At 61.3% G+C, this 25,502-nt stretch carries 26 protein-coding genes and 1 riboswitch; of the genes, 22 read left to right on the top strand and 4 right to left on the bottom strand.

The annotated features are described in order from the left end of the window. Nucleotides 1–26: 26 nt before the first annotated feature. The gene (locus tag T518_RS02920; RefSeq protein ID WP_051652168.1) at nucleotides 27–1,484 is read right to left on the bottom strand and encodes a translocation/assembly module TamB domain-containing protein; all 1,458 of its coding nucleotides are present in this window, start codon (nucleotides 1,482–1,484) and stop codon (nucleotides 27–29) included. Between the two features lie 183 nt (nucleotides 1,485–1,667). Between T518_RS02920 and T518_RS02915 the strand changes: the two genes are divergently transcribed. Continuing rightward, nucleotides 1,668–3,098 (top strand): protein O-GlcNAcase, encoded by a 1,431-nt coding sequence (locus T518_RS02915; RefSeq protein ID WP_036374881.1) that lies wholly within the window; start codon nucleotides 1,668–1,670, stop codon nucleotides 3,096–3,098. Here T518_RS02915 and crcB read toward each other — a convergent pair. Then, entirely contained in the window at nucleotides 3,095–3,493 is a 399-nt protein-coding gene (crcB, locus tag T518_RS02910; protein ID WP_036374878.1) for a fluoride efflux transporter CrcB, read from the bottom strand. The genes T518_RS02915 and crcB overlap by 4 nt on opposite strands. Before the next feature lie 176 nt (nucleotides 3,494–3,669). Here crcB and T518_RS02905 point away from each other — a divergent pair, with 176 nt between their 5' ends. The 3 genes from T518_RS02905 (at nucleotide 3,670) to T518_RS02895 (ending at nucleotide 7,301) form a co-directional block, all read left to right on the top strand. Further along, the gene (locus tag T518_RS02905) at nucleotides 3,670–4,422 is read left to right on the top strand and encodes a 3'-5' exonuclease (RefSeq protein WP_051652166.1); all 753 of its coding nucleotides are present in this window, start codon (nucleotides 3,670–3,672) and stop codon (nucleotides 4,420–4,422) included. A 393-nt stretch (nucleotides 4,423–4,815) separates the two neighbouring features. Beyond that, the gene (locus tag T518_RS02900; RefSeq protein ID WP_036374875.1) at nucleotides 4,816–5,754 is read left to right on the top strand and encodes a LysR family transcriptional regulator; all 939 of its coding nucleotides are present in this window, start codon (nucleotides 4,816–4,818) and stop codon (nucleotides 5,752–5,754) included. A 296-nt stretch (nucleotides 5,755–6,050) separates the two neighbouring features. Beyond that, on the top strand, nucleotides 6,051–7,301 hold the full coding sequence (locus T518_RS02895; RefSeq protein ID WP_036374873.1) for an MFS transporter: 1,251 nt from the start codon (nucleotides 6,051–6,053) through the stop codon (nucleotides 7,299–7,301). Between the two features lie 111 nt (nucleotides 7,302–7,412). On the opposite strand, the gene T518_RS02890 is transcribed toward T518_RS02895, so the two are convergent. Further along, a complete protein-coding gene (locus T518_RS02890) occupies nucleotides 7,413–9,179 on the bottom strand; it encodes an Rqc2 family fibronectin-binding protein (RefSeq protein WP_036374870.1) in 1,767 nt (588 codons plus the stop codon). Nucleotides 9,180–9,327: 148 nt separating this feature from the next. On the opposite strand from T518_RS02890, the gene dapF reads away from it, so the two are divergent. From dapF to coaBC, 6 genes are read left to right on the top strand one after another with little or no spacing between them, the layout of a single operon-like run. Continuing rightward, nucleotides 9,328–10,164, top strand: a complete 837-nt coding sequence (dapF, locus tag T518_RS02885; RefSeq protein WP_036374867.1) for a diaminopimelate epimerase — start codon at nucleotides 9,328–9,330, stop codon at nucleotides 10,162–10,164. A 13-nt stretch (nucleotides 10,165–10,177) separates the two neighbouring features. Beyond that, complete coding sequence (locus T518_RS02880) at nucleotides 10,178–11,056, top strand: YicC/YloC family endoribonuclease (protein WP_036374864.1); 879 nt, start codon at nucleotides 10,178–10,180, stop codon at nucleotides 11,054–11,056. Nucleotides 11,057–11,092: 36 nt separating this feature from the next. Further along, entirely contained in the window at nucleotides 11,093–11,410 is a 318-nt protein-coding gene (gene remA / locus T518_RS02875; protein WP_051652164.1) for an extracellular matrix/biofilm regulator RemA, read from the top strand. Next, nucleotides 11,407–12,009: a guanylate kinase gene (gene gmk / locus T518_RS02870; protein WP_036374861.1), complete on the top strand. Its 603-nt coding sequence runs from the start codon at nucleotides 11,407–11,409 to the stop codon at nucleotides 12,007–12,009. The genes remA and gmk overlap by 4 nt, the downstream gene beginning before the upstream one ends. Then, nucleotides 12,006–12,236: a DNA-directed RNA polymerase subunit omega gene (gene rpoZ / locus T518_RS02865; RefSeq protein ID WP_036374858.1), complete on the top strand. Its 231-nt coding sequence runs from the start codon at nucleotides 12,006–12,008 to the stop codon at nucleotides 12,234–12,236. The genes gmk and rpoZ overlap by 4 nt, the downstream gene beginning before the upstream one ends. A gap of 29 nt (nucleotides 12,237–12,265) precedes the next feature. After that, entirely contained in the window at nucleotides 12,266–13,492 is a 1,227-nt protein-coding gene (coaBC, locus tag T518_RS02860; RefSeq protein ID WP_081828395.1) for a bifunctional phosphopantothenoylcysteine decarboxylase/phosphopantothenate--cysteine ligase CoaBC, read from the top strand. A 634-nt stretch (nucleotides 13,493–14,126) separates the two neighbouring features. Here the strand turns inward: coaBC and T518_RS02855 are convergent. After that, entirely contained in the window at nucleotides 14,127–14,582 is a 456-nt protein-coding gene (locus tag T518_RS02855; protein ID WP_036374854.1) for a hypothetical protein, read from the bottom strand. A gap of 148 nt (nucleotides 14,583–14,730) precedes the next feature. Between T518_RS02855 and T518_RS02850 the strand changes: the two genes are divergently transcribed. From T518_RS02850 to T518_RS02795, 12 genes are all read left to right on the top strand, one after another. Then, on the top strand, nucleotides 14,731–15,594 hold the full coding sequence (locus T518_RS02850) for a hypothetical protein (protein ID WP_155948047.1): 864 nt from the start codon (nucleotides 14,731–14,733) through the stop codon (nucleotides 15,592–15,594). A gap of 206 nt (nucleotides 15,595–15,800) precedes the next feature. Further along, nucleotides 15,801–16,259: an Rrf2 family transcriptional regulator gene (locus T518_RS02845; RefSeq protein ID WP_036374849.1), complete on the top strand. Its 459-nt coding sequence runs from the start codon at nucleotides 15,801–15,803 to the stop codon at nucleotides 16,257–16,259. Nucleotides 16,260–16,271: 12 nt separating this feature from the next. Next, entirely contained in the window at nucleotides 16,272–17,795 is a 1,524-nt protein-coding gene (locus T518_RS02840) for an ArnT family glycosyltransferase (protein WP_051652163.1), read from the top strand. A 56-nt stretch (nucleotides 17,796–17,851) separates the two neighbouring features. Then, nucleotides 17,852–18,877: a glycosyltransferase family 2 protein gene (locus tag T518_RS02835; RefSeq protein ID WP_036374846.1), complete on the top strand. Its 1,026-nt coding sequence runs from the start codon at nucleotides 17,852–17,854 to the stop codon at nucleotides 18,875–18,877. Further along, nucleotides 18,867–19,271: a GtrA family protein gene (locus T518_RS02830; protein WP_036374843.1), complete on the top strand. Its 405-nt coding sequence runs from the start codon at nucleotides 18,867–18,869 to the stop codon at nucleotides 19,269–19,271. The genes T518_RS02835 and T518_RS02830 overlap by 11 nt, the downstream gene beginning before the upstream one ends. Nucleotides 19,272–19,480: 209 nt before the next feature. After that, nucleotides 19,481–21,043, top strand: a complete 1,563-nt coding sequence (locus T518_RS02825; protein WP_051652162.1) for a nitrite/sulfite reductase — start codon at nucleotides 19,481–19,483, stop codon at nucleotides 21,041–21,043. Nucleotides 21,044–21,088: 45 nt separating this feature from the next. After that, nucleotides 21,089–21,204: riboswitch (TPP riboswitch) on the top strand. An 86-nt stretch (nucleotides 21,205–21,290) separates the two neighbouring features. After that, complete coding sequence (gene thiS / locus T518_RS02820; RefSeq protein WP_036374840.1) at nucleotides 21,291–21,488, top strand: sulfur carrier protein ThiS; 198 nt, start codon at nucleotides 21,291–21,293, stop codon at nucleotides 21,486–21,488. A 98-nt stretch (nucleotides 21,489–21,586) separates the two neighbouring features. After that, the gene (locus T518_RS02815; RefSeq protein ID WP_036375090.1) at nucleotides 21,587–22,357 is read left to right on the top strand and encodes a thiazole synthase; all 771 of its coding nucleotides are present in this window, start codon (nucleotides 21,587–21,589) and stop codon (nucleotides 22,355–22,357) included. 30 nt (nucleotides 22,358–22,387) lie between these two features. Then, a complete protein-coding gene (gene thiH / locus T518_RS02810; protein WP_036374837.1) occupies nucleotides 22,388–23,647 on the top strand; it encodes a 2-iminoacetate synthase ThiH in 1,260 nt (419 codons plus the stop codon). After that, a complete protein-coding gene (locus T518_RS02805; RefSeq protein ID WP_248617141.1) occupies nucleotides 23,628–24,269 on the top strand; it encodes a thiamine phosphate synthase in 642 nt (213 codons plus the stop codon). The genes thiH and T518_RS02805 overlap by 20 nt, the downstream gene beginning before the upstream one ends. A 199-nt stretch (nucleotides 24,270–24,468) precedes the next feature. Next, on the top strand, nucleotides 24,469–24,678 hold the full coding sequence (gene thiS / locus T518_RS02800) for a sulfur carrier protein ThiS (protein ID WP_036374834.1): 210 nt from the start codon (nucleotides 24,469–24,471) through the stop codon (nucleotides 24,676–24,678). Beyond that, nucleotides 24,675–25,493, top strand: a complete 819-nt coding sequence (locus tag T518_RS02795) for a HesA/MoeB/ThiF family protein (protein WP_036374831.1) — start codon at nucleotides 24,675–24,677, stop codon at nucleotides 25,491–25,493. The genes thiS (T518_RS02800) and T518_RS02795 overlap by 4 nt, the downstream gene beginning before the upstream one ends. Nucleotides 25,494–25,502 lie beyond the last annotated feature (9 nt).

The following is a 25,502-nucleotide window of genomic DNA, read 5'->3' as shown; positions in this document are numbered from 1 at the left end:
TTTCCGTTGATAGAGGTGGGGGATGATCACTTGTCCGGCACAAAGGTGTAGAGCGGCTTCCCTTCCTTGTCGGTCAGTTTGATGGGGTTCAGGCTGAGCTTGCCGTGCTGGATGTGGAAGGCGTCTGTCGAGACGGTGAAGCCCGGCAGATTGATGACGGCATCGTAGAAGTGGAGGTCGCCGCCCGCGTCTGTCACCTTGCCGGAGAGGCGGTCAAAGGGCAGCAGGTGGTAGCGGCCGGGCCCTGAGACAAAGGAGCCGGCCGACACTGTGCTCTTGGCCGAGCCCTCCGAGTGGATCTCGAGGTCGAGGTCAACGCGCGTGTGCAGGCCGCTCTTGGGGAGGGCCGCCTCGGTCTGCATGGCTTCGCCATGGCCGTAGAGGTTGTAGAAGCGCGTGTCAAGGTCGTAGTCGCCGTAGGCCGAAAGGCGGCCCTTGTAGACATCAGCCGTGACATCGGTGAACTGCAGCAGGGAGTTCTCGTAGTAGACCTTGCCTTCGACATTCGCGAAGTCGAGGCCCGGGATGTGGAGCTCGTCCATCTCGACCTTGCCCGTGCCAATAGGGTGGGAGACGGGACCCGTGAAGTACGTCGAGAGCGTCATCTTGTCGTGGATGTTCATGCCGAAGCCGAGTGAGGAGGGATCAATCTGGTAGAGCACGAGCGCCGTGTTGCAGACGGGCTCCGGGTCCGTTGTGAAGTCCACCGTGCCGTTGAGCGCGATGGCATCGCCGATCATCGTGCCGCCGAAGCCGCCAATCGACATGTCGAGGCTCATCTGCTTCGCGGTGTCGAGGTCGACGGCCATCTGCACGTGGCTCATGACGTAGTGGCGCTCGCGGTAGAAAACCTCGACGCCGCCGTCGTGGACGTTCAGGCGCAGTTTCAGATGCTTGCCCGCCGCATTGAAGTTGTGCCAGTCGCGCTGGACTTTCTGCTGGTGGTGCTCGCGGCGCCACTGGCCGACGGCCCGGCGCTCGCGCGCGTCGAGCGTCGCGAGGTTGACCTTCTCGCGCCAGTCCTCAGACTCCTTCTTGAGGCGGTCCATGTCGGGCGAGGGGCGCACGAAGTCGACCTTCATGTCGTCGGAGAGGTGGACGGATACGGAGGGCTGATTGACGGTGAGCTCGCGTATCGTCGTCGACTTGAAGTCGCGCGTTAGGACGTCCCAGACGTTGACGCGGAAGTCGCCGCTCGGGATCTCGAGGATGGGATTGCCCTCGCGGTCCTTCCACTCGAGGCCTGTGAAGTAGACGTGGCCCGTGATGTCGGAGATCAGCCGCTCGACCGTGATCGTGCCGCGCAGCATGTCCTGGTTTGCCATCGCGTAGTTGAAGATCTGCGCTGCGCCGCGGCTGATGATCTCGAGTGCGAGGAGGATGAGGAGGCAGACGACGAGCAGAGCGAGCCCCAGGCGCTTCAGGCATTTCTTGCCGAACGCGCGTCGCCCCTCACTGCAGGACGGCAGATGAAACCATGACATGGGCGCCCCCTCCTTTCTGTTCTGTTCTCTTGCATTTTTTCATCTTTTTATTGTATCATGGACGCATCGCTTTTAGAAGACAGGAGCAGAAAAGCGCGGAGAATCTGTGAAAATTTTCTGCTGATGAGATACTTTCTCGCCGTAATGTGATATGATATAGATAACAGAAAGGAAGATGTTTGGATGCGATTTCGACAAGTGAGAAAGATGGCGGTGTGCCTTGGTGTGTCCGGTGCCATCCTGGCGGGCGGCGTGACGATGCAGCCTGTCTCGGCGTCACCCGTGCCTCTGCGCGGTGTCATCGAGGGCTTCTACGGCACGCCGTGGCAGCAGGAAGAGCGGCTCGACATTCTCGCGTTCTGCCGGGCTGAGGGCTTCAACGCCTATCTCTACGCGCCGAAGGATGACCCATACCACCGCGAGAAATGGCGCGAACCTTACCCGGAGGACAAACTCCGGGAACTCGGCGCGCTCGTGAAGGCGGCCAAGGCGCAGGACGTGCGCTTCATCTTTGCCGTCTCGCCGGGGCTCGATGTCTCGCTGCACGGTTACAAGGGCTATGCCGACCGCCAGAAGATGCTCGCGAAATTCGAGACGCTCTACGCGCTCGGTGTGCGCGACTTCGCCATCTTCTTTGATGACATCAAGGACAAGGACGGCGCAGGCCAGGCGGCCTTTTTGAGCGACGTCTCGCGCGAGCTGCGGCGGCGCCACGCGGACATCGGCGCCTTCCTGACGGTGCCGACGGAGTACTTCTACGCAGACATGCAGGAAGGCGGCGCGCGCAAGCCCTACACGGATGCGTTCGCCGAGGGGCTTTCGCACGACATCCTGGTGCTCTACACGGGTGACGGCGTGGCGAAGGGGCCGCTGACGGATGAGGCGCTCGCGAAAGCTGATGCGCTCTACGGGCGGGCGCTTGGCCTCTGGTGGAATTACCCCGTCAACGACTACATGGAGGCGAAGCTCGCGCTCGGCCCTGTAGATCCCCTGCCGAAGGGGAATCTGCCCGCCATCTTCTTCAACCCGATGAAGGTCGAGGCCCTGTCGAAAATCGCCTTGGCGACGGGGGCTGACTACGCCGAAGACCCCGAGCACTACGATCCCGAGAAGTCGTGGCAGGAGGCCATCAAGCGCCAGTACGGGCCGCTCGCAAACGACATGGCGCTCTTTGCCGTGGGCTCGCGCCACCTCGAGAATGACTGGGCATCAATTGGCCTCGCGGATGACCCGGATTTTGCCGCAACGGCTGAGCGCCTGCTGGAGAGCTGGCCGGATGGGGCAGGGGCCAAGGAAGCGCATGCGGCGCTTCTCGCCATGGCCGACGCGCGCGCCAAGGCTGCAGGGCGCCTCTTGAAGGAGCTGCCGCCCGAGCAGCTCAAGGCGTGCCGGCCGCAGCTTGAGCAGACGGTTCGCCTGGCTTCGGCCAGCAGGACGGCTCTCATGCTCCTTCAGGTACAGCAGGCCGTCGCGAAAGATGGCGGCCGGCACGAAAGAAGCCTCCGCGACAAGCTACAGCGAGAGCTTACGGCCATCAATCAGCATGAAGCAGAGGCAGAGGTCAGCGAGAAGGCGATGGGCGCCTTCGTCCGGAATGTGGCCAGGAGGCGTTAGAGCGCGCTGAGCGCTCTGGACGCGCCGAGGCCCAGGAACGTCGTGAGGAAGCACAGGCCGAGATTGGCGGCGATGTTCATGGCGGCGTAGAAGAGGCTGCCGCCCTCGATGAGCGTGACCGTCTCGAGGCTGAACGATGAGAAGGTCGTGAAGCCGCCGAGGAAGCCGACGGTCAGGAGCAGCCGGACGGGCTCTGCAAGCGTGAAGCCGGTCTTTTCCATCAGGAAGACGAGCGAGCCCATGATGAAGCCCATGAGCAGGCTGCCGAGCGTGTTGACGAACAGCGTGCCGAACGGGAAGTACGTGCCGAAGAGCGCCCCGATGTGCGTGGTGCTGAAGTAGCGGCAGGCGGCGCCAAGACCGCCGCCGATGAAGACGAGTAGAAGACTTTGCATAATATCCTCCTTTTTTTGTTGTCAGCGCAAGCTGTAGGCCCATTATACGCCGGACCGTCTTTCCGTGCAATGGGCAGACAAGGCGATGACGAAAGATAGCGGCCATTATGCACCGATATCGCAGATGCTGCCGTGCGCCTCCTGGCGCGGGCAGGCGAGTAGAACAGGAGAGTATCATGCGGAGTAAGGAACAGGAAAACAAGCGCCGCCAGAGACGGCGCAAGAAACAGCTCGAGCGGGCCATCCACGCGCAGTCCGTCAGCCTCGAGGGGCTCGCGGAGCTCCATCCGAGGGGCGTCGTCTCGTTCGACCTCGAGATGGCCGGGGCGTTCCCCGACGACATCATCGAGATTGGGGCCATCCGCATGCCGATCGCCTCGGACAAGATTGAGGTCTTCCGCCGGCTCATCCGCCCGCGGACCTTCATCAACCGCACGGTGCGCAACATGACGGGCCTCACGAAGGAGGACCTCAGGGACAAGTCGCCGCTCGACGTTATCCTGCCGGAGTTCCTCGACTTCGTCGACCCGGAGGACCTCGTCGTCGGCCACGCCATCGGTGACAACGACATCCTGAGCATCAACCTCGCGCTCATGCGCATGAACCACAAGAACGACACGAACATCCGCTTCTGCCCGCGCTATCTCGACACCGTGCGCCTCGCACAGCAGCTCCTGCCGAAACGCAAGAAGTACAACCTCGTCGCCCTCCTGGAGTCGTTTGGCTGGCACACGAAGAAGAAGCACCGCGCCTTCGAGGACGCGCTGGCCTCGTACGTGCTGCTCGAATGCCTGCTCAAGGACAATGAGGAGAAGCCGGACTGGCTTCCCGACCTTCTCGCGCGGGAGGGCGGCCGCTCGCTCGTCTGTCAGTACCTCGACTGCGAAGCCGAAGAAGCGGGAGAAACGGACGAAAATGAGGACGGATGAGGCGGAGATTGCGCAAAAAGCACTTGTCCAGTGCTTTCTATTGTAGGAACTCACAAATATTTTCATGAGTTCCTACAATGGAATCGCCTTTTTTGGACCTTGTATTCCGTTATAATAATAGATGAAGGGGGTAGGTTGGCAAGCCGAAAGGCTTTATCTTGCCGGCTCCAGTCAAGTCCATTGATTTGAACGCCAACCACAAGTCAACGTGATGGGAGCCGGCGCCCTTCGACCGAAAAGAACAGAGGCTGTCGCAGCGATGCGGCGGCCTCTTTTTCGTGGGCTGTATTGCAAAATCACATGGCCTCTGTTAGAATGGTAGTCAATCGTTTCGATAAATCGTATTTATATCGTGTCGGATGATCCTCGCGGATCGATTGGGAGGCTTTTATGATGGGAGATTTGCCAAGCATCCAGCAGCTGGAATGCTTCATTATCTACGGGCGTGTGCAGAACTTCACGCGAGCGGCCAAGGAGGCGAACATCACGCAGTCGGCCTTCAGCGCGCAGATGAAGAACCTCGAGAGCGCGCTCGGCGTCACGCTCATCCAACGCTCGAAGCGCGGCAGCCACCTGACGGAGGCGGGGAAGGTCTTCCTCGCGCGCATCACGGACTGGATGGATGGCCTGCACAAGATCGTCTACGACCTGCAGTCGGCCAATGCCGCGCAGCCCGCTGAGCTCAATGTCGGCATCCTGCGGACGCTCGGCGACATCCAGGTGAACCGCCACATCGCGCACTTCCGCCAGACCAACAAGAACCTGCGCTTCAACGTATTCGATCTCGAGACGGACCAGATCTGCCGCGCGCTGCAGGATGACCGCCTCGACGTCGCCTCGACGTACTACGTCGCCGATTCGCTGCCGGCGGGCGGCGCGGCCGAGTACGAGACGGCGCACTTCTGCTGGGACAATCTCGTCTACTACGCGCCGCTCCTGCAGCCTCGTGTTGTGCCTGTCACGCGCGAGGCGATTGCGCGCCTGCCCATCGTCATCTACCCGAAGAATTACTTCATGAACAAGACGTTCCACGCGTACTTCGCGCCCGTTCTCGAGAAGGAAACGCCCGTCATCTCGGCGCGCCTCTCGACGCCTTACGCGATGGTCTACTACTGCCAGCAGAATGGGGCGGGAGCGCTCTTGCCGGAGCGCCTGCTGCGCGCACTCGGTTGCCGCGACGGCTGGTACGAGCTCGCGCAGCCGCTGCGCGTCGACGCCTGCCTCATCTACAAGAAGAACAGCCCCAAGATCGACCTGATTCGCGACTACGTCAGCCACGTCTTGCAGAGCTTTGACGAGGGGCAGGACTCTATTCATCGCGAGAAGCGATGAGCACGGCCCCCGCGCAAAAGCAGAAGAAACAGGAAGTTTTTTAGCAGCGCCTCTTCGTGACTCATCCTAAAAACGCGAAAACATCCAGATGGGGCGGACGCTGTTATGCGTGCCATGCACAGGAAACGCGACTGAAGGTCATATCGACAGAACCCGTAGAGAATGGTGCTTGTCATCTGTTTTTATGATGACAAGCATCTTTTTTATGCGCTACACAAAATCAGGTCGACCCCCTATAATCAATAACTGTCATACATTTGATTTATTCTTTGTGAGAAAGGTCGTTGATTTTATTTATGTCTTCCAAACCACGGTTATGGACGAAAGGGTTCATCCTTGATACGCTTGTCAATTTCCTGATTTACATCATCTACTATATGCTGATGGTCATCATCGCATCGGAGGCCATCCACTCGCTGAATGCCTCGATGAGTGAGGCTGGCCTCGCTTCCGGCATCTTCATCCTCGGCACGCTCGTCGCGCGCCTCTTCGCGGGCCGCTCGGTCGAGCTCTACGGCCGCAGGAAGATGCTGTTCGCCGGTATCATCTTCTACCTCGCGACGACGTTCATGTACTTCGGCATCCACTCGATGGCCATGCTCTTCCTCGTCCGCTGCCTCAACGGTATCGGCTACGGTATCGCCTCGACGGCGACGAGCACGATCGTCTCGACGATGATCCCGGCAGAGCGCCGCGGCGAGGGCATCAATTACTATGCGCTCTCGATGAGCCTCGCAGCTGCCATCGGCCCCTTCATCGGCATGCTCATGCAGCAGATCTTCCCGTTCGAAGACATCATCTACTTCTGCATCGCTATGATCGTCGTCTGCCTCGGTGCTGCGTCTGTCATGCACGTCGAGGAGATGGAGCTCACGGAAGAGCACCGCGCCGCACTCAAGGAGATCCACATCGCGAACTTCCTCGAGCCGAAAGTCACGGCCATCTCGATTGTCGCCTTCTGCGTCGCTGTCTGCTACTCGAGCGTCCTGAGCTTCCTCGCCTCGTATGCCGGTGAGCTCCAGCTCATGACGGCCGGCACGCTGTTCTTCGTCGTCTACGCACTCGCCGTCACGGTTGCCCGCCCGGTTGCCGGTGTCATGTTCGACCGCAAGGGTGAGGACTTCGTCATGTATCCGACGTACGCCTGCCTGGCCATCGGCCTGCTGCTCCTCTCCATCACGACGCAGAGCTGGATGATGCTCGTCGCTGGTGTCTTCGTCGGCCTCGGCTACGGCACGTTCATGTCGAACGGCCAGGCCATCTGTGTCAAGCTCGTCAAGGAAGTCCGCATCGGCGTTGCCGTCTCGACGTACTTCATCGCCCTTGACCTCGGCCTCGGCGTCGGCCCGTACCTGCTCGGCGCCTTCAAGGAATCCCTCGGCTTCCAGGGCATCTACTTCGCTGTCGGCCTCGGCGCTATCGGCTGCGCTGCTCTCTACTACCTGCTCTACGCTCGCCGCCGCGAGGCACGCCGCGCTGCTGCGGAAGGCCAGCTGACGGAAGCTGAGCTTGAGGCAGAGCTCGAAGCTGAGATGGAAAAGATCTGATACAACCTCTATCACATATACCCCATAAAAAGTGGCCGCACCGAGTCCCCCTCGGTGCGGCCGTTTTTTTCGCTTCTATACGATTTTATATTGGCAGGGCTTCCTTTAAGCTCAGCTCGGGTCCTGCGCGAGTACCTTGGCGAGCTTTGCCTCGTCGGGCGTAATGTAGAGCGTCTTCTGGTTCGTGAAGATGACGAAGCCGGGCTTGCTGCCGGACGGCTTCTTGACGTAGCGGATCTCTGTGTAGTCGACGGGGATCTTCGAGGAGCCGCGCGCCTTGCTGAAGTGCGCGGCGAGGCTCGCGGCGAGCAGGATGTCCTCTTCGCTCGGCTCTGTGCCGCCGTTCTGCAGGACGACGTGGGAGCCCGGGATGTCCTTCGTGTGGAACCAGGTGTCGTTGAAGCGCGCCGTCTTGAACGTCAGCTTGTCGTTCTGGTAGTTGTTCTTGCCGACGAGGATCTCTGTGCCGTCTGGCGCCTGGAAGTGGAAGGGGCGGGCGGGCTTGTCGTTATTCTTCTTCTTGGGCTTCTCGCGCAGGTAGCCGGCGGCGATGAGCTCGTTGTGGATTTCGGCGATCTCCGCGAGATTCGAGGAGGCGAGCAGCGACGCCTCGATGCTCTCGAGGTAGGCGATATTTGTCTCGCACTCGCGGCGCTGGACCTGCAGCAGTTCCTGTGCGCGCTTGAGCTTGTCATACTTCTTGTAGCAGGCCTGCATGTTCTCGACGAGCGTCAGGCGCTGGTCGAGTGGGATCGTGATAGTTTCGCCCGTCTCACTGTAGATGTTCGGCACGGTCACGCTCGCGTCCTCGCGGTCCTTGAACTGGTACTGGTACGTCATGAGGTTGTCGCCGCGCACCTTGAATTCCTCCGCGTTCTCCGCCGCTGCGATCTCCTCATCGAGCTTCGTGAGCTTGTTCTCGGCACGGTTCTTCTCATTCTTGACGAGCTTGCGGAAGCGGTCCTTGTCGGGCAGCACGTAGGAGCCGAGCAGGTTGTCGGCCTTCTCGAGCATGGCGCTGATCGTCGGGAAGGAGAGCGCGGCGGCCTCTGGCAGGTAGTGGAGCGGGAAGGCGGCCATGGCGAGCACCTTCTGGTTCTCGCCGAGCAAGAGCACGGCTTTATCGCCGTCCTCGCCGCCGTGCGCAGCCGCCTCGCGGATTTCCTCAAGGGCGCCTTTGACAGCCTGGAAGTCGGCCGCATCGAGCGCTTCGATGCGGATGGAGGGCGCGAGCCCTGCCGAGAAGCAGACTTCCTTCGCGGAGACAGGGCCGAAGCCCATGCAGGCGGCTAAGAGTGCCTTGTCAAGGCGAAGCGTTGGGTCTGCCTTCACGATGGCCATGATGGTCTCGATATCATCTGTGAAGAGGTCTTTCTTCTCCTGTCCGGGCGGCAACTCGTAGGCCTGGCCGGGCAGGACGGTGCGCACGCGGCTGCTGTTCGCGCCAATCTTGCGCAGCGCGTCGATGATGATGCCGTCCTGCACGAGGATGATGTTGCTGTACTTGCCCATGAGCTCGAGCACGAGCGTCTTCGTCACGATGCGGCCGCCCGCGGCCAGCGAGTCGATGTCGATGAGCAGCAGGCGGTCGAGTCCGTGCTGGCGGATCTGGGCAATGCGGCCCGTCTCGATCTGCTTGCGCAGGACCATGCAGAAGACGGGCGGTTCAGGCGGGTTTTCGAGGTTCTTCTCGAGCAGGTGGGCCGACGGGTTCTGCGAGTTGATGGAGATGTGCAGCAGGAAATTCTGCCCGGGCTGACGCACGGACAGGATGATGGATTGCTTATTGGGCTGTGTGATCTTGTCGATGCGGCCGCCCGCGAGCGCTGCGTCAAGCTCGCGCGTCAGCGGGCGCATCGAAAAGCCGTCAAGACTCATATGGATTCCTCATTCCTTCTATATAATAGTATCGGGAATATTGTACCATCTGTGCAGGGGGAACTCAAGTACAGATGTACGGAAAGGGGTTGCAAGTGGCGGCCAAAACCAGTAGAATATAAGGATAAGGTAAAAGGAGGTATTCCTCATGCATTTTTCAAAATGGCAGGGCTGTGGCAATGACTTTGTCCTGGTCGACTGCTTCAAGGAAAACGTCGATGATTTCGCTGCATTCGCGAAGCAGGTCTGTGACCGCCACTACGGCATCGGCGGCGACGGCGTGCTCTACGTGCTGCCGTCCGATAAGGCGGACTTCCGCATGCGCATCTTCAATACAGACGGCAGTGAGGCCGAGATGTGCGGCAACGGCATCCGCTGCTTCGCGCGTTATCTCCACGACTTCGGCCTGACCGCGAAGGAAGCGTTCACGGTCGAGACGGGCGCAGGCATCCTCGTGCCGCGCCTGCAGCTCGAGGCGGGCAAGGTCACGGGTGTGCGCGTTGACATGGGCGAGCCGGTGCTCGAGGGCGAGAAGATCCCCGTCAAGGGCTTCGGCATGGACCGCGTCATCGAGGAGGATATCACGGTCAAGGGCCAGAACTACAAGATGACCTGCGTCTCGATGGGCAACCCGCACTGCGTCATCTTCGTCGATGATGCTGAGGCGTTCCCAATCCACGAACTTGGTGCCTCGTTTGAGTCGCATCCGGCCTTCCCGCGCAAGACGAACACGGAATTCGTCGAGGTGCGCGACCGCCAGCACGTGCGCATGCGCGTCTGGGAGCGCGGCGCTGCTGTGACGCTCGCCTGCGGCACGGGCTCGTGTGCGACGGGCGTCGCCGGTGTGCTTACGGGCCGCACGGACCGTAAGGTCGAGGTCGAGCTCGACGGCGGCAAGCTCATGGTCGAGTGGGATGAGGCCACGAACCATGTCTTCATGACGGGCCCGGCGGAGCTCGTCTTCACGGGTGAGATCGCGTACTGACGGGGGTGAGGCTATGATCAGGAGCATGACCGGCTTCGGCTCTGCCGTCGTCGAGAATGAGGAATACAAGGTATCGGTCGAGGTCAAGGCCGTCAACCAGCGCTTCCTCGAGATGTCCTTCCACATGGGGAGGGCGCTCTCGCCGTTCGAGGACAATTTGCGCCGCCTCGTGCGCCAGACGGCTGCGCGCGGCAAGGTCGACATCTTCGTCAACTATCTCGACAAGCGCGAGCACGCCGCCTCCATCCGCGTCGACAAGCAGCTCGCCGCCTCGTACCACGCGGCGCTCGACGAGCTCAGCGACTTCCTGCACCTCGCGCGCCCCGACGACGTCATGCAGGTCGCCTCGTACCCCGATGTCCTGCAGGTCGAGAAGGACGAAGAGCTCGCGGGCTTCGAGCCCGTGCTGCGCGCGGCTGCCAGTGAGGCCCTGCGGAGCTTCGATGCGATGCGCCAGGCCGAGGGCGAGAACATCGGCCGCGACTTCTTCGTGCGCCTCGGCGAGCTCGAAGCATCCGTCGAGCGCCTCAAGGCCCTCGCGCCGACGATCGTGCAGGCCTACCGCGAGCGCCTCGAGAAGACGCTCGGGGAGCTGCTCTCTGAGCAGGGAATCGACGAGACGCGCATCATCCAGGAGACGGCGCTCTACGCCGACAAGGTCAACTACACGGAGGAAGTCGTGCGGCTCGGCAGCCATTTCCAGCAGTTCCGCGCCATCCTCGCGTCGGCGGACGGTCCCATCGGCCGCAAGCTCGACTTCCTGATCCAAGAGATGAACCGCGAGACGAACACGATCGCCTCGAAGGCGAGCTCGGCCGAGGCCGCGCAGCTCGTCGTCGACATGAAGAGCGAGATTGAGAAGCTCCGCGAGCAGGTCCAGAACATCGAGTGAGACAGCTCACGATTCACGATAGGGAGGAAAGACGAAATGGATATCAGCTTAATCAACATCGGTTTTGGCAACATCATATCTGCGAGCCGCATCGTCGCGATCGTGAGCCCAGAGTCGGCGCCCATCAAGCGCATCGTCCAGGAGGCGCGCGACAATGAGCGCCTGATCGATGCGACGTATGGCCGCCGCACGCGCGCTGTCCTCGTCATGGACAGCGACCACGTCGTGCTGTCCTCCGTGCAGCCGGAGACGATCACGCACCGCATCCTCGTCGAGGATGACCCGAAGGAGATGGCGAGGGCCAGCAGAGCGGAGATGAATCGGAATACTAAAGGAAAAGATGAGGTAGAATGAGCAAAGGGTTATTGATTGTGATTTCGGGGCCTTCGGGCACGGGCAAGGGAACGGTCTGCGGAGAGCTCCTCTCGAAGACGCCGGAGCTTGCCTACTCGATCTCCGCGACGACGCGCCAGCCGCGCGACGGTGAGGTCGACGGCAAGAACTACTACTTCCTGACGAAGGAGCAGTTCGAGAAGATGATCGGGGAGGGCGGCTTCCTCGAGTACGCCAATGTCTACGGCAACTACTACGGCACGCCGCTCGGCAAGATCGAGGAGCGCCGCGAGGCAGGGCAGGACATCCTGCTCGAAATCGATACGCAGGGCGCGCTGAATGTCATGAAGCGCTGCCCCGACGGGCTCTTCATCTTCCTCTTGCCGCCGTCCTTGCCGGAGCTCGAGCGCCGCATCCGCGGCCGCGGCTCGGAGACAGAGGAGTCGCTCGCGCGCCGTCTCGGCTCCGCCGAGAAGGAGATCGAGATTGGCCGCAATTACACGTTTGTCGTCATCAATGACACAGTGCGCCAGGCTGTGAAGCGCATCCAGGCCATCATGGTCGCAGAGCACTGCCGTCGTGATAAAGAAGATATGATCAATGAGGTGTTGGAACAATGAGAACGAATACTGTTGAGATGAGCATGGTCAATCCGTCCACGGATACGCTGATGAAGAAAGTCGACAGCCGCTACGGCCTCGTCGTGCTCGCCGCCAAGCGCGCACGCCAGCTCTTAGACGGCGCTGAGCTCAAGGCGACGAAGGCCCGCTCGACGAAGAACGTGACGAATGCGCTCGAGGAGATTGCCGAGGGCAAGATCTCTTACGAGCTCGATATCGACCAGTAAGATTCCTTGAGGAAACAGCAGGGGAGGAGATGCAGCCGATGGAACAGGAGAACGCAGGCGCCCTCTCGGGCAAGAAAATCGTGCTCGGTGTGACGGGCGGCATCGCCGCCTACAAGGCCGTCGAGATCGCGAGCCGCCTGAAGAAAGCCGGCGCGGAGGTCCATGTCATCATGACGCGCGGCGCCGAGAACTTCGTCACGGAGCTGACCTTCCGCGAGATCAGCGGCCAACCGGTGACGACGGACATGTGGGCCAAGGTGCCGCACTACCATGTCGAGCACATCGCGCTCGCGCGTCTCGCCGATGCTGTGCTGATCGCACCTGCGACGGCCAACGTCCTTGCCAAGGCAGCGGCCGGCATCGCCGACGACATGCTGACGACGACCTTGCTCGCGACAAAGGCACCTGTCTTTGCCGCGCCGGCGATGAACACGAACATGTACGAGAATCCCGTGACGCAGCGCAACCTGCGCGACCTCGCCGCAAGGGGATATCACATCATCGAGCCAGCGAGCGGCATGCTCGCCTGCGGCGTCCGCGGCAAGGGGCGCCTGCCGGAGCCAGCCGCCATCGTAGAGGAGCTCGCTGCCTTCTTCGCCAAGGGGAAGGAGCTCGCGGGCAAGAAGGTACTCGTGACGGCCGGCGGCACCATCGAGCCGCTCGACCCCGTGCGCTACCTTGGCAACCGCTCGACGGGCCGCATGGGCTATGCCATCGCGCAGCAGGCAAAGAGCCGCGGCGCCGATGTCGTGCTGGTGTCGGCGCCAAGCGCTCTGCCCGTGCCGGAGGGCGTGCGCATCGTGCGCGTCGAGACGGCGCGGCAGATGCGCGAAGCCGTGCTCCGGGAGTTCCCGGCCACGGATGTCGTCATCAAGGCGGCCGCCGTCGCCGATTACCGGCCCAAGGTCGTAGCGGCTGACAAGATCAAGAAGCAGGACGGGGAGTTCACGCTCGTGCTCGAGCGCAACCCCGACATCCTCTACGAGCTCGGCCAGAAGAAGGCGCACCAGATCCTCGTCGGCTTCGCCGCAGAGACGCAGCACGTCGAGGACTACGCCAAGGCCAAGCTCGCCAAGAAGAACCTCGACTTCATCGTCGCCAATGACGTCTCCGAGAAGGACGCGGGCTTTGGCACCGAGACAAACCGCGTCAAGATCTTCGCGCGGGACGGCCGCATGTGGGACTACCCGCTCATGAGCAAGAGCGCGATTGGCGGGATCATACTCGACCATGTGCAGGAGAAGCTCAGTCTTTGAGCCGGCAAAAGAGGTCAGTTCTTGTTGACATCTGTACGGGGCGGGGGGTGTATTCCGGCTTCAGAAGCTCCGCGAAATGGGGCCTATGCTCGGTTTGCAAAGGGCCATCGAGGGAGGTTTGGCAAGGGGGCGGTGAAACATATTTCGGCTTCGGCGGCTCCGTAAATGTGCCCCAAGTGAGGTTGCGGACGGAAGCCGCTTCGCCGCCTGCCGCGGCGCTTTGACATCGCGTAGCGAAGATAGCCTCTGGGTGGGGCACACCCTTCGGGCACGTACTGCGCCGCCTGCAGGCGAAATATATTCCCCCACCCTTAGGCAGTACCTTTTTACTGCCACAACTCGACTTCTACGGTGGGCTCATATGCGATGGCCTGACTAGGCGGGGTGGAGACTATTTCGCTTGCAGGAACGGAGTGACTGCCCGCAGGGCTGCCCCGCAAACGAGCTTGGCTTTGTTTGCAATGTAAAAGCGTCGCTGTATGCGGCGCAGTTCCTCAGTACTGAAGATATACCTTGCGGGGCATTTAACGAAGTGACGAAACCGAAATAGTCTCCACCCCGCCCCCTACGATGTTATACAAAAAAAGGGCTGCCGCTTTCGCGACAGCTCTTTTTGCAGGCGTCATCCCATAGCTTATTTCTTTGCCTTGTTGCTTGCCTTTGCGTTCTTTGCATTCTCCTGCGGTGCGAATGGCGTCAGGGCGAAGTAGTCGAGCTCGCCTTTGCTGTTGAAGATGAATTCGCAGCGGACGACCTTGGCTTTGTCGAAGCTCATGAGGTAGATGAACTGGTCCGTCTTGTCGAAGCGCGTCCACGAGACGAAGCGGCTCTCCTTGAGCGTGCCGAGTTCCTTGGCCATGCGCTGCTGTGCCTTGAGCATTTCAGATGCCTTGACGTTCTTCTTGGCCTCGGCGCTCATGACGGCGAGGGCAGAGGCCGAGTCCTGCTTGACGAGCATGGCGTCGATCCACTCGTTCGAGATCGTCTCTTCGCTCTCGAATGCCTTGGCGTTCGCGGACGGAGCAGCCATGGCCGTTGCCGGCAGGATGAGCAGGCAGAGCATCATCGCGAGTAAATAGATTTTCTTCATAAAAACAATACACCTCCTGACAGCCATTGTACCGCATTTCTATCTTTCCTGTAAAGCGATTCTTGCGGATGTCCGCGCTGGCCGGGAGCCTGCATTGCAGTGTGTTTTATCTTCTATTCTGTATCTTAGGTATCTAGGGGGTTACATTTTGCTCGAACAATTGATATTCACGATGGGCGGCCCTCTGCGGGCAGGCAGCCTGCGGGTCGAGGTGGCGGTGCGCGAGCGCAAGGTCTATGTCGGCGCGGCCCGGGCGGATTCGCTCGAGGAGCTGCCGCAGGAACTCGCTCCGGACGCTCTTGTAGAGTTGCCGAATGGCCGCCGCTGGCTGCGCAAGCTCGACAAGCTCGCCATCGCGCAGCGCTGGCGCTCGCGCTTCACGGCGTCGGCGCCGCTCTCGGCGGACACGCGCTGGCAGCTCTTCTACAAGGAGCAGGGCAAGAACGCGCGCCACATCATAGGGCTCGGGGCGTTCCCCGAGAACTGGACGTCGTTCGTCGACTGCCTCAATGAATTGCCGGACGTCGCCATCCAGCAGCAGAACCACCTCGAGTACATCCGCTTCCTGCTCGTCGAGAAGGTGCCCGTCATCACGGGGCGGAAGAGGACGGTCGTGGAGCTGCGCGAGAAACTCGTCCTCGACCGCCGCAAGCGCATGATCCTTTACAACCGCCACAAGGAGGATTTCGGCACGGAGCGCCATGCCTACGATCTGCCGAAGGCGGTGAGCAATCTGCTCGATGCGCTCGACAAACCGGCTGCCTTCGAGCAGCGCCTGCACGTGCGCTGCATCGATGGCTCGGATACGGGGGCGCGGCTCATCGTGCGCTGGCAGCGCCACGACCGCCTCGAGGCGGGGCTCACTTGCCATTATGATGCGCAGGACATGCCGGCGGACTGGCCGCTCTTCCTGCGCATGCTGCACGAGGCCATGGGCGGCATCCGCGGCCGCTTCTTTGCGCTCGACCGCTTCCCGTTCGAGAGCGCGGCGCAGGCGAGCGCACAGCCATGAGGCAGAGCGCTCGATGTAGCAGGGAAATTGACAGGCATTGGATTCCTGCTATACTGAAGGTATTAATAAATACAGCGTATCTGCAAGAATACGATAGATGAGAGAATGCGGCTCAAGATCCATGAAGATCCATGTACAGCATATACAGCATATACAGTATATACGGTGCGATGGGATGCGATATGAGCCGGGAAAGAGGGGATACTATGCAGATTTCCAGCCGTTTCACCATTGCGGTCCACATCTTTGCCTGCATCGAGGCGTTCGGGGACCAGTACAAGCTCACGAGCGATTTCCTCGCGGGCAGCGTCAATGTCAACCCCGTCATCATCCGCAAGACGATGTCCCAGCTCCAGAAGGCCGGGCTCATCAAGGTCGCGCGCGGCACGGGCGGCATCAGGATCACGCGTCCGCTCGAGGAGATCACGCTCTTAGACATCTTCGAGGCCGTCGAGTCCATCGACCACGAGCATCTCTTCCACTTCCACGACAATCCGAATCCGGCCTGCCCGGTCGGCCGCAACATCCACAAGATCCTCGACGGCCACCTGCAAGATGCCCAGCGCGCGCTCGAGCAGGAGCTCGCCAAGACGACGCTCGCCGACATCCAGCAGGAGACGCTGGCCTGCCTCGCAAAGGATGCTGCTGCAGATCAGCAGGGATGATGGGGGCAAAGCATGAATAAGATCCTTGCCATGATGAAGCAGCACGAGCGCGCGCTGGCACTACTCGCCGTCATTGTCCTCGTCCTGCTCGGCAACGGCCAGCTGGCCATCACGGACCCCGTCGAATCGAACTACGCGTTGACCGCCAAGGAGATGCTGGCAGCTGGCGATTTCACCTCGCCGCGCATCTACGGGAATTACTGGTATGATAAACCGATCTTCTTTTACTGGGAACTCCTCGTGGCTTTCCAGATTTTCGGCACGGGAGAGTTTGCTGCGCGCTTTTTCCCGGCTGTGTTCTCGGTGCTCAATGTGCTTGAGACGTACTACTTCGCGCGCAAGCTCTACGACAGGGCTACGGCCTTCCTCTCGGCCATCATCTTCGGCACGACGATCGCCTTCTTCTACCTCTCGAAGGCCGTCATCACGGACATGACGTTCGTCTTTTTCTTCAACGCCGTGCTCATTGCCTTCTACCTCGCTTACCGCAGCGGTAGGCGATGGCTCTACCTCGCGGCCTTTTTCTTTTCGGGGCTGACCGTCCTGACGAAGGGGCCCATAGGCTTCCTGCTGCCGGGCTTCATCCTGCTCGTCTTCCTCTGCGTGCGGCGCCGGGCGGGGGAGCTCCTGCACATGAAGTGGCTGCCCGGCATGGCCGTCTTCCTCGCCGTCGGCGGCTCGTGGTACTACGTCATGTACCGCCTGCACGGCATGGACTTCATCGACACGTTCTTCGGCGTGCACAATTTCCTGCGCGCCCGCGTGGCCGAGCATGCGCGCGACGATGTCTTCTACTACTACACGCTCATTTTCCTCGTGGGCTTCGCGCCGTGGTCGTTCGTCGTGCTCTACCAGGTCAAGAAGTGCTGGGCAGAGCTCAGGGAGAGGGTGAAGCAGCGGCGCGTGAGCGATGCGGCCATCTTCCTCTTTGTCTGGGCGCTGCTCGTCAACCTCTTCTTCCAGTGCATGGCGACGAAGTACGTCACCTACACGCAGCCGGCCTTCCTGCCGATGGCCATCCTCGCGGGCCGCTTTCTGCTGCCGAAGATGCGCCTCGTCAAGCGGACTGCCGCCTGCATGTACGTGCTCTACGCCGTGCTGATCTTCGTGGCCGCCATCCCGCTCTGCGAGCAGCAGTCGGGGCGCACGACGGCCGCTGCTTTAAGGAATCTTAATCCCGGTGATTACCTCGTCGTTAACTACGGCGACTATAATAATGACCGTATCCACTACAAGGCCTCGACGGTCTTCTACTACGGAGAGAACATCCCCGAGCTTATCGGGCGCGAGGAGATGGAGGACGTCCGGCCCGGCGGCATGAGCTGGAACGCCAAGAATGTCATGCCGTTCCTCGCCTATGAGGACCTGCCGTCCGAGACGCCGATCCTCATCATCTGCGAGACGGAGCGGCTGCCTTTCCTGCGCGGCCGCCTCGCCGACAGCGCTCTCGAGAACGTCTACGAGTCACAGGGCACGACGATCGTCAAGGCCATCGTGCCGCGCCGCCGCATCGCCAATCCCGGCGATGCGGAATAAAAACACAGAAGGAACACGAAGGAACACAGAAGGATAGAAGGGAAGTCTAGATATCCATGGAGAAAAAGAGACTGTCCATCGTCGTACCCGTCTACAACGAGGAGGACAATCTGCATCATTTCTACGAAGCCGTCCGCCAGACGATGGCAGGTCTTGACCTTGACTGGGAAATCATCTTTGTCGACGACGGATCGCGCGACAAGAGCCGCGCCATCCTCGCGAAGCTCGAGCGTGAAGACGCACGCGTCCAGCCGATGCTGCTCGCACGCAATTACGGCCACCAGCTCGCGCTGACCTGCGGCCTCGACCACGCGGACGGCGATGTCGTCATCACGATGGACGGCGACATGCAGCACCCGCCCGAGCTCATTCCCGAACTGCTGAAGTACTGGCACGAGGGATACGATGTCGTGCAGACGATACGCGATGCGACGCGCGATGCCTCGTGGCTCAAGCGCACGACATCCGCCGGGTACTACAAGTTCCTCAACCTCATCTCGGAGGTGCCCGTGCAGCCGGGCGGCTCGGATTTCCGCCTGATGGACCGCAAGGCCGTGCTGGCCTTCCGGCGCTACCGCGAGCACGCGCGCTTCATCCGCGGGCTCATCGGCGCGATGGGCTTCCGGCAGAAGCAGCTGCACTTCACGGCGCCGCCGCGCTTTGCGGGCAGCTCGAAGTTCTCGCCGCGCAAGATGTGGCGCCTCGCCGTCGACGGCGTCTTCACGTGCTCGACCTTCCCGCTGCGCCTCGGCCTCTACTTCGGCATGGCGAGCCTCTTCGCGAGCATCTGCCTCTTCCTGCACGTGCTCTATGAGACCTTCGTCAGCGAGGACACGGCGGCGGGCTGGCCGACGATCATGGCCTGCCTGCTCTTCTTCGGCGGCATGCAGCTCCTGATCCTCGGCATCATCGGCGAGTATCTCGGCCGCACCTACGAGGAGACGAAGCGCCGTCCGCTCTACCTCCTCGCGCGCGGCAAGCCCGAAGACCTCGCGCACGGCCTCGATGACGAGGCGGCGGCTTCGGCCATCGCCATGGCCAATGATTCGGTAGAAGAGCCGGAGCCTGCCCATGAGAGTTGACTGGCAGACCATCAAGCACCACTTCTTCACGCGCGCCTTCCTGCTCTTCCTCATCATCGGCACGCTCAACACCTTCCTCTGCAGCTTCCTCGCGACGATTCTCGAGCCGCTCGTCCACAATGCGAACCTCGCATTCAACATCGGCTATCTGCTGAGCAATGGCAATGCGTATCTGCTCAACAGCTTCTTCGTCTTCCCGACGCGCATGACGCCCGCGCGCTACGTGAAGTTCTTCCTCTCGTACGTGCCGAATTACATCATCCAGAACGCCATCGTCTTCATCTGCTACAATCTGCTCGGCCTGCCGTCGCTCGCGAGCTACCTGCTCGCCGCCATCCTCGGCGTGCCGATCACCTTTCTCTGCGTCAAGATCTTCGCCTTTGGCCGCCATTGAGCGGTGGGGAAGAAGAGGTATTGTGATTTTTATCACAGATCTGTGATATTTTCTGTTGACGGATAACGACTATCCATGGTATCGTAAATACGATTCAGTAACTGACCAGCAAATGGAGGTTCCTGTATTCTTTCGAGTATGTATGCTCTTTTGCGTATGGATGCTCGTTGAGTACGGGGACCTCCATTTTTCATGACAGGAGAGATAGTATGACCAACCGCAATGAACAGTGGAAACACGAGAAGGACGGGCTCGAGATCCTCAAGGAGCTTCCCGCGCTCGCCGAAAAGGCATTCAAGGAGATCGACCCCGGAGACATCGAGCGCCTCAAGTGGGCGGGGATCTACGCGCAGCGGCCGCGCGACGGCCACTTCCTCGTGCGCGTCAAGCTGCCTTCGGGCCAGCTGACGGCAGCGCAGGCCAAAGTCCTCGCGGATTTTGCCGCCGCGTACGGCAAGGGCGAGATCCAGATCACGATACGTCAGGCCGTGCAGATCCACAACATCACCCTGCGCGATGCCGTGGACATCCTGCCGCGGCTCAAGGCCGCGGACCTGAGCTCCGTCGAGGCCTGCGGCGATGTGCCGCGCACGATCCTCGGCAACCCGCTGGCCGGTGTCGACGCAGAGGAACTTCTCGACACGCGCCCGCTCGTCGAGGAAGTCTTCCGGTTCTTCCTCGGCAACCGCGATTTCTCGAACCTGCCGCGCAAGTTCAAGATCTCCATCTCGGCCAACCCGCATGATGCCGGCTTTGCGCGCATCAATGACCTTGCCTTTGTGCCGGCAAGGCGCGAGGGGGAGGCGGGCTTCGTCGCCTACGTCGGCGGCGGCCTTTCGGCAGAGCCGCATCTTGCGGTACGCCTGCCGTTCTTCATCCGCCCGGCGGAGGTCAAGGCCGTCGCTGAGGCTGTCGCAACGCTCTTCCGCGACGAGGGCTACCGCGAGAAGCGCAATCACTGCCGCCTCAAGTACCTCGTGGCGGACCTCGGCGCAGAGCGTGTCGCCGAGAAGATCGAGGCACAGACGGGCGCTCTGCTGCGCGGCGGCGAGGAAGTCACCGCCCCGTGGAACTACGGCCGCTTTTACGGCATCCACGCGCAGAAGCAGCCGGGACTCTGCTACGTCGGCGTCCACGTGAAGAACGGCCACATCCGAGCCGAAGACCTCCGGGCATTTGCCGAGCTTGCTGAGCGCTTCGGCCAGGGACGCCTGCGCACGACGAACTCGCAGAACCTCATCCTGCTCGACATCCCCGAGGGAGAGACCGGGGCACTGCTTCATGATGCAATCTTCAAGGCCTACCCGACGGCGCCGGGGTTCTTCACGGGCTACGCCTCCTCGTGCACGGGCAATGCCTACTGCAACTTCGCACCGATCGAGACGAAGAACCGCCTGCACGAGCTCACGGCCGCGCTCGACGAAGCTTTCCCAGAGGTCGGACAGCCGCTGCGCATCAACCTGACGGGCTGCTTCCACGCCTGCGCGCAGCCGCAGGTCGCCGACATCGGACTGACGGGCGGCCGCGCGCGCGTCGGCGAGGCGGTCGTGCCCGTCTACACGTTGATGATCGGCGGACATCTCGGCGAGGGATCTGCCTTTGCTCGGCCGCTCGAGGGCCGCGTGGCCGACGACAAGCTCCTCGGCCTCCTGGAGGCCCTCGTCCAGAAGTACCTCGCACTGCGCGAGGCGGGCGAGCCGTTCTACGCGACGGTCGCGCGCACGGGCCTCGAGCTTTGGCAGTCTGTCGCCAACCAATACACAATTGCTTGAGAGACGTTGACAATGTGAAAGAGTCCGACTATAATAAGAGTTGCAATTGCATAACGGGGGAGCTTGCGGCGTCGTGCACAGCAGGCTGAGAGGGGACTCGTGGTCCCGACCCTTGACCTGATTTGGATAATGCCAACGTAGGGAGATGGAGCGCTTCGCCGCAGGGCAGGCGCAGACGTGAGATGAGCGAAGGAAGACCAAGCAGGTCTTCCTTCTTTTTTTATGCAGACAGGATGGAGATGAACCTATGGTCACGATCAATGGAGAAGCACAGGCCAAAGACGGCACGATGCTCCTGGACTTCCTGAAGGAAGCCGGCTACGACAGCCGGGCAATCGCTGTCGAGTACAACGGCGCGATCCTCGCGAAGGATGCGTACGAGACGACATCATTCAGGGCGGGCGATGTCGTCGAGATCGTCTGCTTCATGGGCGGCGGTGCCTGACGGCCCACAGCAGCTGCCGTATATGCACAGAGAGATAGAGAAAGAAGACGATAGAAATGACAGAATCCACAAAATCCACGAAATCCATCGAGGAAAAGATGGCCGAGGACAGCTTCACGCTCGGCAGCCACACGTTCCACTCGCGTTTCATTCTCGGCTCGGGCAAGTACTCGCTCGAACTCATCGACGCGGCCGTGCGCTACGCCGAAGCAGAGCTCGTGACGGTGGCCGTGCGCCGCGCGAACACCAAGGAGAAGGAGAACATCCTCGACTACGTGCCAAAGACCGTCACCCTGCTGCCCAATACCTCGGGCGCCCGCACGGCGGAGGAGGCCGTGCGCATCGCGCATCTCGCCAAGGCGCTCGGCTGCGGCGACTTCATCAAGATCGAGATTATGCGCGACTCGAAGTACCTGCTGCCCGACAACAACGAGACGATCCGCGCGACCGAAATGCTCGCCAAGGAGGGCTTTGTCGTGCTGCCCTACATGTACCCCGACCTCTACGCCGCCCGCGCGCTCGTCGATGCCGGTGCAGCGGCCGTCATGCCGCTCGCCGCGCCAATCGGCTCGAACAAGGGACTCGCGACGAAGGAATTCCTGCAGATCCTCATCGACGAGATCGACCTGCCGATCATCGTCGACGCCGGCATCGGCAAGCCGTCGGAGGCCTGCGCGGCGATGGAGATGGGCGCCGCGGCCATCATGGCGAACACGGCTCTCGCGACGGCCGGCGATGTGCCGCTCATGGCCTCGGCGATGCGCGATGCGATCCGCGCCGGCCGCAAGGCATATCTCTCGGGGCTCGGCCGCGTGCTGACGCGCGGTGCCGCCGCTTCCGACCCGCTGACGGGCTTCCTGCATGACTGAGCGTAGAGAACAGAAAGGAAGCGCATTGTGATGACGAATCAGAAAAATAATTTCTTCATCGACTCGGACAAGCTCAGCGAGAAAGCCCTCGCCAAGAAGCACCGCCTGGAGACGGACCCCTCGAGCCGTACCGACCCGATGGCCTACTGGCCCGACATGGAGCAGATCGACCCGACTGTGCGCGAGACGGTCATCGCGGCCATGAACGACTACGACCCGAGCGCCTACACGATCCTTGACGCCAAGCGCGCCCTCGACCACGAGACGTGCACGATCGAGGACTTTAAGGCGCTGCTCTCGCCGGCCGCCCTGCCGCTCTTGGAGCAGATGGCGGAGCGCGCGAGCCGCGAGACGAGCCGTCACTTCGGCAACACGGTCTACCTCTTCACGCCGCTCTACATCGCCAATTACTGCGAGAACTACTGCGTCTACTGCGGCTTCAACTGCTACAACGACATCCACCGCCTGCAGCTCAGCAAGGACGAGATCGAGCACGAGATGCAGGTCATCGCCAAGAGCGGCATGGAGGAGATCCTCATGCTGACGGGCGAGAGCAAGGAGAAGAGTAGCGTTGCTTACATCGGCGAAGCCTGTAAGCTCGCGCGCAAGTACTTCCGCAACGTCGGCCTCGAAGTCTACCCGATGAATGTCGCCGACTACCGCTACCTGCACGAGTGCGGCGCCGACTACGTCACCGTCTTCCAGGAGACATACGATGTCAAGAAATACGAGACGCTTCACCTCATGGGCCACAAGCGCGTCTGGCCGTACCGCTTCGAGGCGCAGGAGCGCGCCCTGATGGGCGGCATGCGCGGCGTCGGTTTCTCGGCACTCTTAGGCCTCGCCGACTTCCGCAAGGACGCCCTCGCGACAGCGCTGCACGTCTACTACCTGCAGCGCAAGTACCCGCAGGCCGAGTTCTCGCTCTCGTGCCCGCGCCTGCGCCCGATCATCAACAACGAGAAAATCAACCCGCAGGATGTCGGCGAGCGCCAGCTCTGCCAGATCCTCTGCGCCTACCGCATCTTCCTGCCGTACGTCGGCATCACCGTCTCTTCGCGCGAGAGCGCAGCCTTCCGCAACGGCATCGTCAAGATCGCTGCGACGAAGATTTCCGCCGGCGTCTCGACGGGCATCGGCGACCACGAGGAGAAGTACACGGGGAAGGGAGAGGGCGAGACCGGCGACGCGCAGTTCGAGATCTGCGACAGCCGCAGCCTGCGCCGCATGTACGCGGACATGGCCGGCGAGGGCCTGCAGCCAGTGCTCAATGACTATGTGTATCTCTAAGAAAGTTCTTCCTGCGAAGCAGGAGCATCTCATCGCGGTGACCAACCGCCATCTCTTTGATGAGGCAGGAGGGCAGTCAGCCTTCCTCGCGCGCCTCGAACAGGTAGCCGCCGCACATCCCGCCGCCCTCATCCTGCGCGAGAAGGATATGGAGGAGGGGGACTATGAGGTACTGGCGCGGGAGGTACAGATCCTCTGCCGCCGCCATCAGGTGCCCTTTATCGCGCATACCTTCGCTGGTGCGGCGAAGCGGCTCCATGCCGACGGCCTTCACCTGCCACTTCCCCTCCTGCGCACCATGCGTCAGGAAGGGAGGGCGTTGCCTGGGCGGCTCGGCACCTCGTGCCATTCGCTCGAAGACGTGCGCGAAGCGGAACAGCTCGGCTGCTCGTATCTCATCGCGGGCCACATCTATGAGACCACCTGCAAGCCGGGCCTGCCGCCGCGCGGCCTCCGCTTCCTGCGCGAAGCCGCCGCTTCGACAGCGCTTCCCGTCTACGCCATCGGCGGCATCACGCCCGAGCGCCTGCCGGAAGTCCTCGCGGCGGGCGCGGCGGGCGGCTGCGCGATGAGCTCCCTGATGCAAGGGCCCCTCTGGCTGGCGCCACGAAATAATCCGTGACTTTTATCACTACATGTTGACATTTCTCGCAGACGGCTGTATAATAGCCATAAATTGTTAAACATATAAACAAAGTATGCATTAACAAGATACGAGAGTCATTCGTCAACGAAAGCTCACGATAAGGCCTGTGGCAGGAGTCTGTTCTGTCAGGGTGTCTTTATCGCGAGCTTTTTCTGGTATTATGGAGGGATTTTACATGAAACTGACAGTAAACGGCAAAGAACTGACCATCGAGAAGTCCATCAACCTCAAGGACCTGCTCGTCGTCGCCAAGGCGGAGCAGCCGGACTACGTGACGGTGGAGCTCAACGGTGAGTTCGTCGATCACTCGGGCTTTGAGTCGACGTTCGTCAAGGACGGCGACAAGGTGGAATTCCTCTATTTCATGGGAGGCGGCGCAAGATGAGCTCTTTGACGAATGAACAGATTGAACGCTATTCGCGCCACATCATCCTCGACAAGGTCGGCGGCAAGGGGCAGGAGAAACTGCTCGGCGGCAAGGTGCTCGTGATCGGCACGGGCGGCCTCGGCGCACCGGCTGCGATGTACCTCGCAGCGGCCGGCGTCGGCACGATCGGCCTCGTCGACTTCGATGTCGTCGACCTCTCGAACCTGCAGCGCCAGATCATCCACCAGACGAAGGATGTCGGCAAGGCCAAGGTCCAGTCGGGTCAGGAGACGATCGCGGCGATGAACTCGGACGTCGAGGTCCATACCTACAACGAGATGGTGACGTCGAAGAACATCCGCGACATCATCCGCGACCAGGACTACGACTTCATCATCGACGGCACCGATAACTTCCCGGCGAAGTTCCTGATCAACGATGCGTGCGTCTTCGAGAAGAAGCCGTTCTCGCACGCAGGTATCATCCGCTTCCAGGGCCAGCTCATGACGTACGTGCCGGGCAAGGGCCCGTGCTACCGCTGCGTCTTCCCGACAATGCCGCCGAAAGACGCTGTGCCAACCTGCCGTCAGGCCGGTGTGCTCGGTGTCATGGGCGGCGTCATCGGCACGCTGCAGGCGACGGAAGCACTCAAGTACATCCTCGGCATCGGCGACCTCCTGACGGGCTATCTCCTGACGTACGACGCCCTGACGATGACCTTCCGCAAGATCAAGATCCCGCGCAACCCGAACTGCGGCATCTGCAGCGATCACCCGACAATCACCGAGCTCATCGACTACGAGCAGCCGGCCTGCGACCTGCGTCATCACTGAGGGGGGAGA

Source organism: Mitsuokella jalaludinii DSM 13811 (assembly GCF_000702905.1).
Taxonomy (GTDB): domain Bacteria; phylum Bacillota; class Negativicutes; order Selenomonadales; family Selenomonadaceae; genus Mitsuokella; species Mitsuokella jalaludinii.
Note: the sequence above shows the minus strand (reverse complement) of the source record. Positions and strands in the feature narration are given on the sequence as shown.

Coding starts and splice junctions, on each gene's coding strand:
- T518_RS02920 (WP_051652168.1), bottom strand. CDS start 1,484: ATGTCATGGTTTCATCTGCCGTCCTGCAGTGAGGGGCGACGCGCGTTC.
- T518_RS02915 (WP_036374881.1), top strand. CDS start 1,668: ATGCGATTTCGACAAGTGAGAAAGATGGCGGTGTGCCTTGGTGTGTCC.
- crcB (WP_036374878.1), bottom strand. CDS start 3,493: ATGCAAAGTCTTCTACTCGTCTTCATCGGCGGCGGTCTTGGCGCCGCC.
- T518_RS02905 (WP_051652166.1), top strand. CDS start 3,670: ATGCGGAGTAAGGAACAGGAAAACAAGCGCCGCCAGAGACGGCGCAAG.
- T518_RS02900 (WP_036374875.1), top strand. CDS start 4,816: ATGGGAGATTTGCCAAGCATCCAGCAGCTGGAATGCTTCATTATCTAC.
- T518_RS02895 (WP_036374873.1), top strand. CDS start 6,051: ATGTCTTCCAAACCACGGTTATGGACGAAAGGGTTCATCCTTGATACG.
- T518_RS02890 (WP_036374870.1), bottom strand. CDS start 9,179: ATGAGTCTTGACGGCTTTTCGATGCGCCCGCTGACGCGCGAGCTTGAC.
- dapF (WP_036374867.1), top strand. CDS start 9,328: ATGCATTTTTCAAAATGGCAGGGCTGTGGCAATGACTTTGTCCTGGTC.
- T518_RS02880 (WP_036374864.1), top strand. CDS start 10,178: ATGATCAGGAGCATGACCGGCTTCGGCTCTGCCGTCGTCGAGAATGAG.
- remA (WP_051652164.1), top strand. CDS start 11,093: ATGGATATCAGCTTAATCAACATCGGTTTTGGCAACATCATATCTGCG.
- gmk (WP_036374861.1), top strand. CDS start 11,407: ATGAGCAAAGGGTTATTGATTGTGATTTCGGGGCCTTCGGGCACGGGC.
- rpoZ (WP_036374858.1), top strand. CDS start 12,006: ATGAGAACGAATACTGTTGAGATGAGCATGGTCAATCCGTCCACGGAT.
- coaBC (WP_081828395.1), top strand. CDS start 12,266: ATGCAGCCGATGGAACAGGAGAACGCAGGCGCCCTCTCGGGCAAGAAA.
- T518_RS02855 (WP_036374854.1), bottom strand. CDS start 14,582: ATGAAGAAAATCTATTTACTCGCGATGATGCTCTGCCTGCTCATCCTG.
- T518_RS02845 (WP_036374849.1), top strand. CDS start 15,801: ATGCAGATTTCCAGCCGTTTCACCATTGCGGTCCACATCTTTGCCTGC.
- T518_RS02840 (WP_051652163.1), top strand. CDS start 16,272: ATGAATAAGATCCTTGCCATGATGAAGCAGCACGAGCGCGCGCTGGCA.
- T518_RS02835 (WP_036374846.1), top strand. CDS start 17,852: ATGGAGAAAAAGAGACTGTCCATCGTCGTACCCGTCTACAACGAGGAG.
- T518_RS02830 (WP_036374843.1), top strand. CDS start 18,867: ATGAGAGTTGACTGGCAGACCATCAAGCACCACTTCTTCACGCGCGCC.
- T518_RS02825 (WP_051652162.1), top strand. CDS start 19,481: ATGACCAACCGCAATGAACAGTGGAAACACGAGAAGGACGGGCTCGAG.
- thiS (WP_036374840.1), top strand. CDS start 21,291: ATGGTCACGATCAATGGAGAAGCACAGGCCAAAGACGGCACGATGCTC.
- T518_RS02815 (WP_036375090.1), top strand. CDS start 21,587: ATGGCCGAGGACAGCTTCACGCTCGGCAGCCACACGTTCCACTCGCGT.
- thiH (WP_036374837.1), top strand. CDS start 22,388: ATGACGAATCAGAAAAATAATTTCTTCATCGACTCGGACAAGCTCAGC.
- T518_RS02805 (WP_248617141.1), top strand. CDS start 23,628: ATGACTATGTGTATCTCTAAGAAAGTTCTTCCTGCGAAGCAGGAGCAT.
- thiS (WP_036374834.1), top strand. CDS start 24,469: ATGAAACTGACAGTAAACGGCAAAGAACTGACCATCGAGAAGTCCATC.
- T518_RS02795 (WP_036374831.1), top strand. CDS start 24,675: ATGAGCTCTTTGACGAATGAACAGATTGAACGCTATTCGCGCCACATC.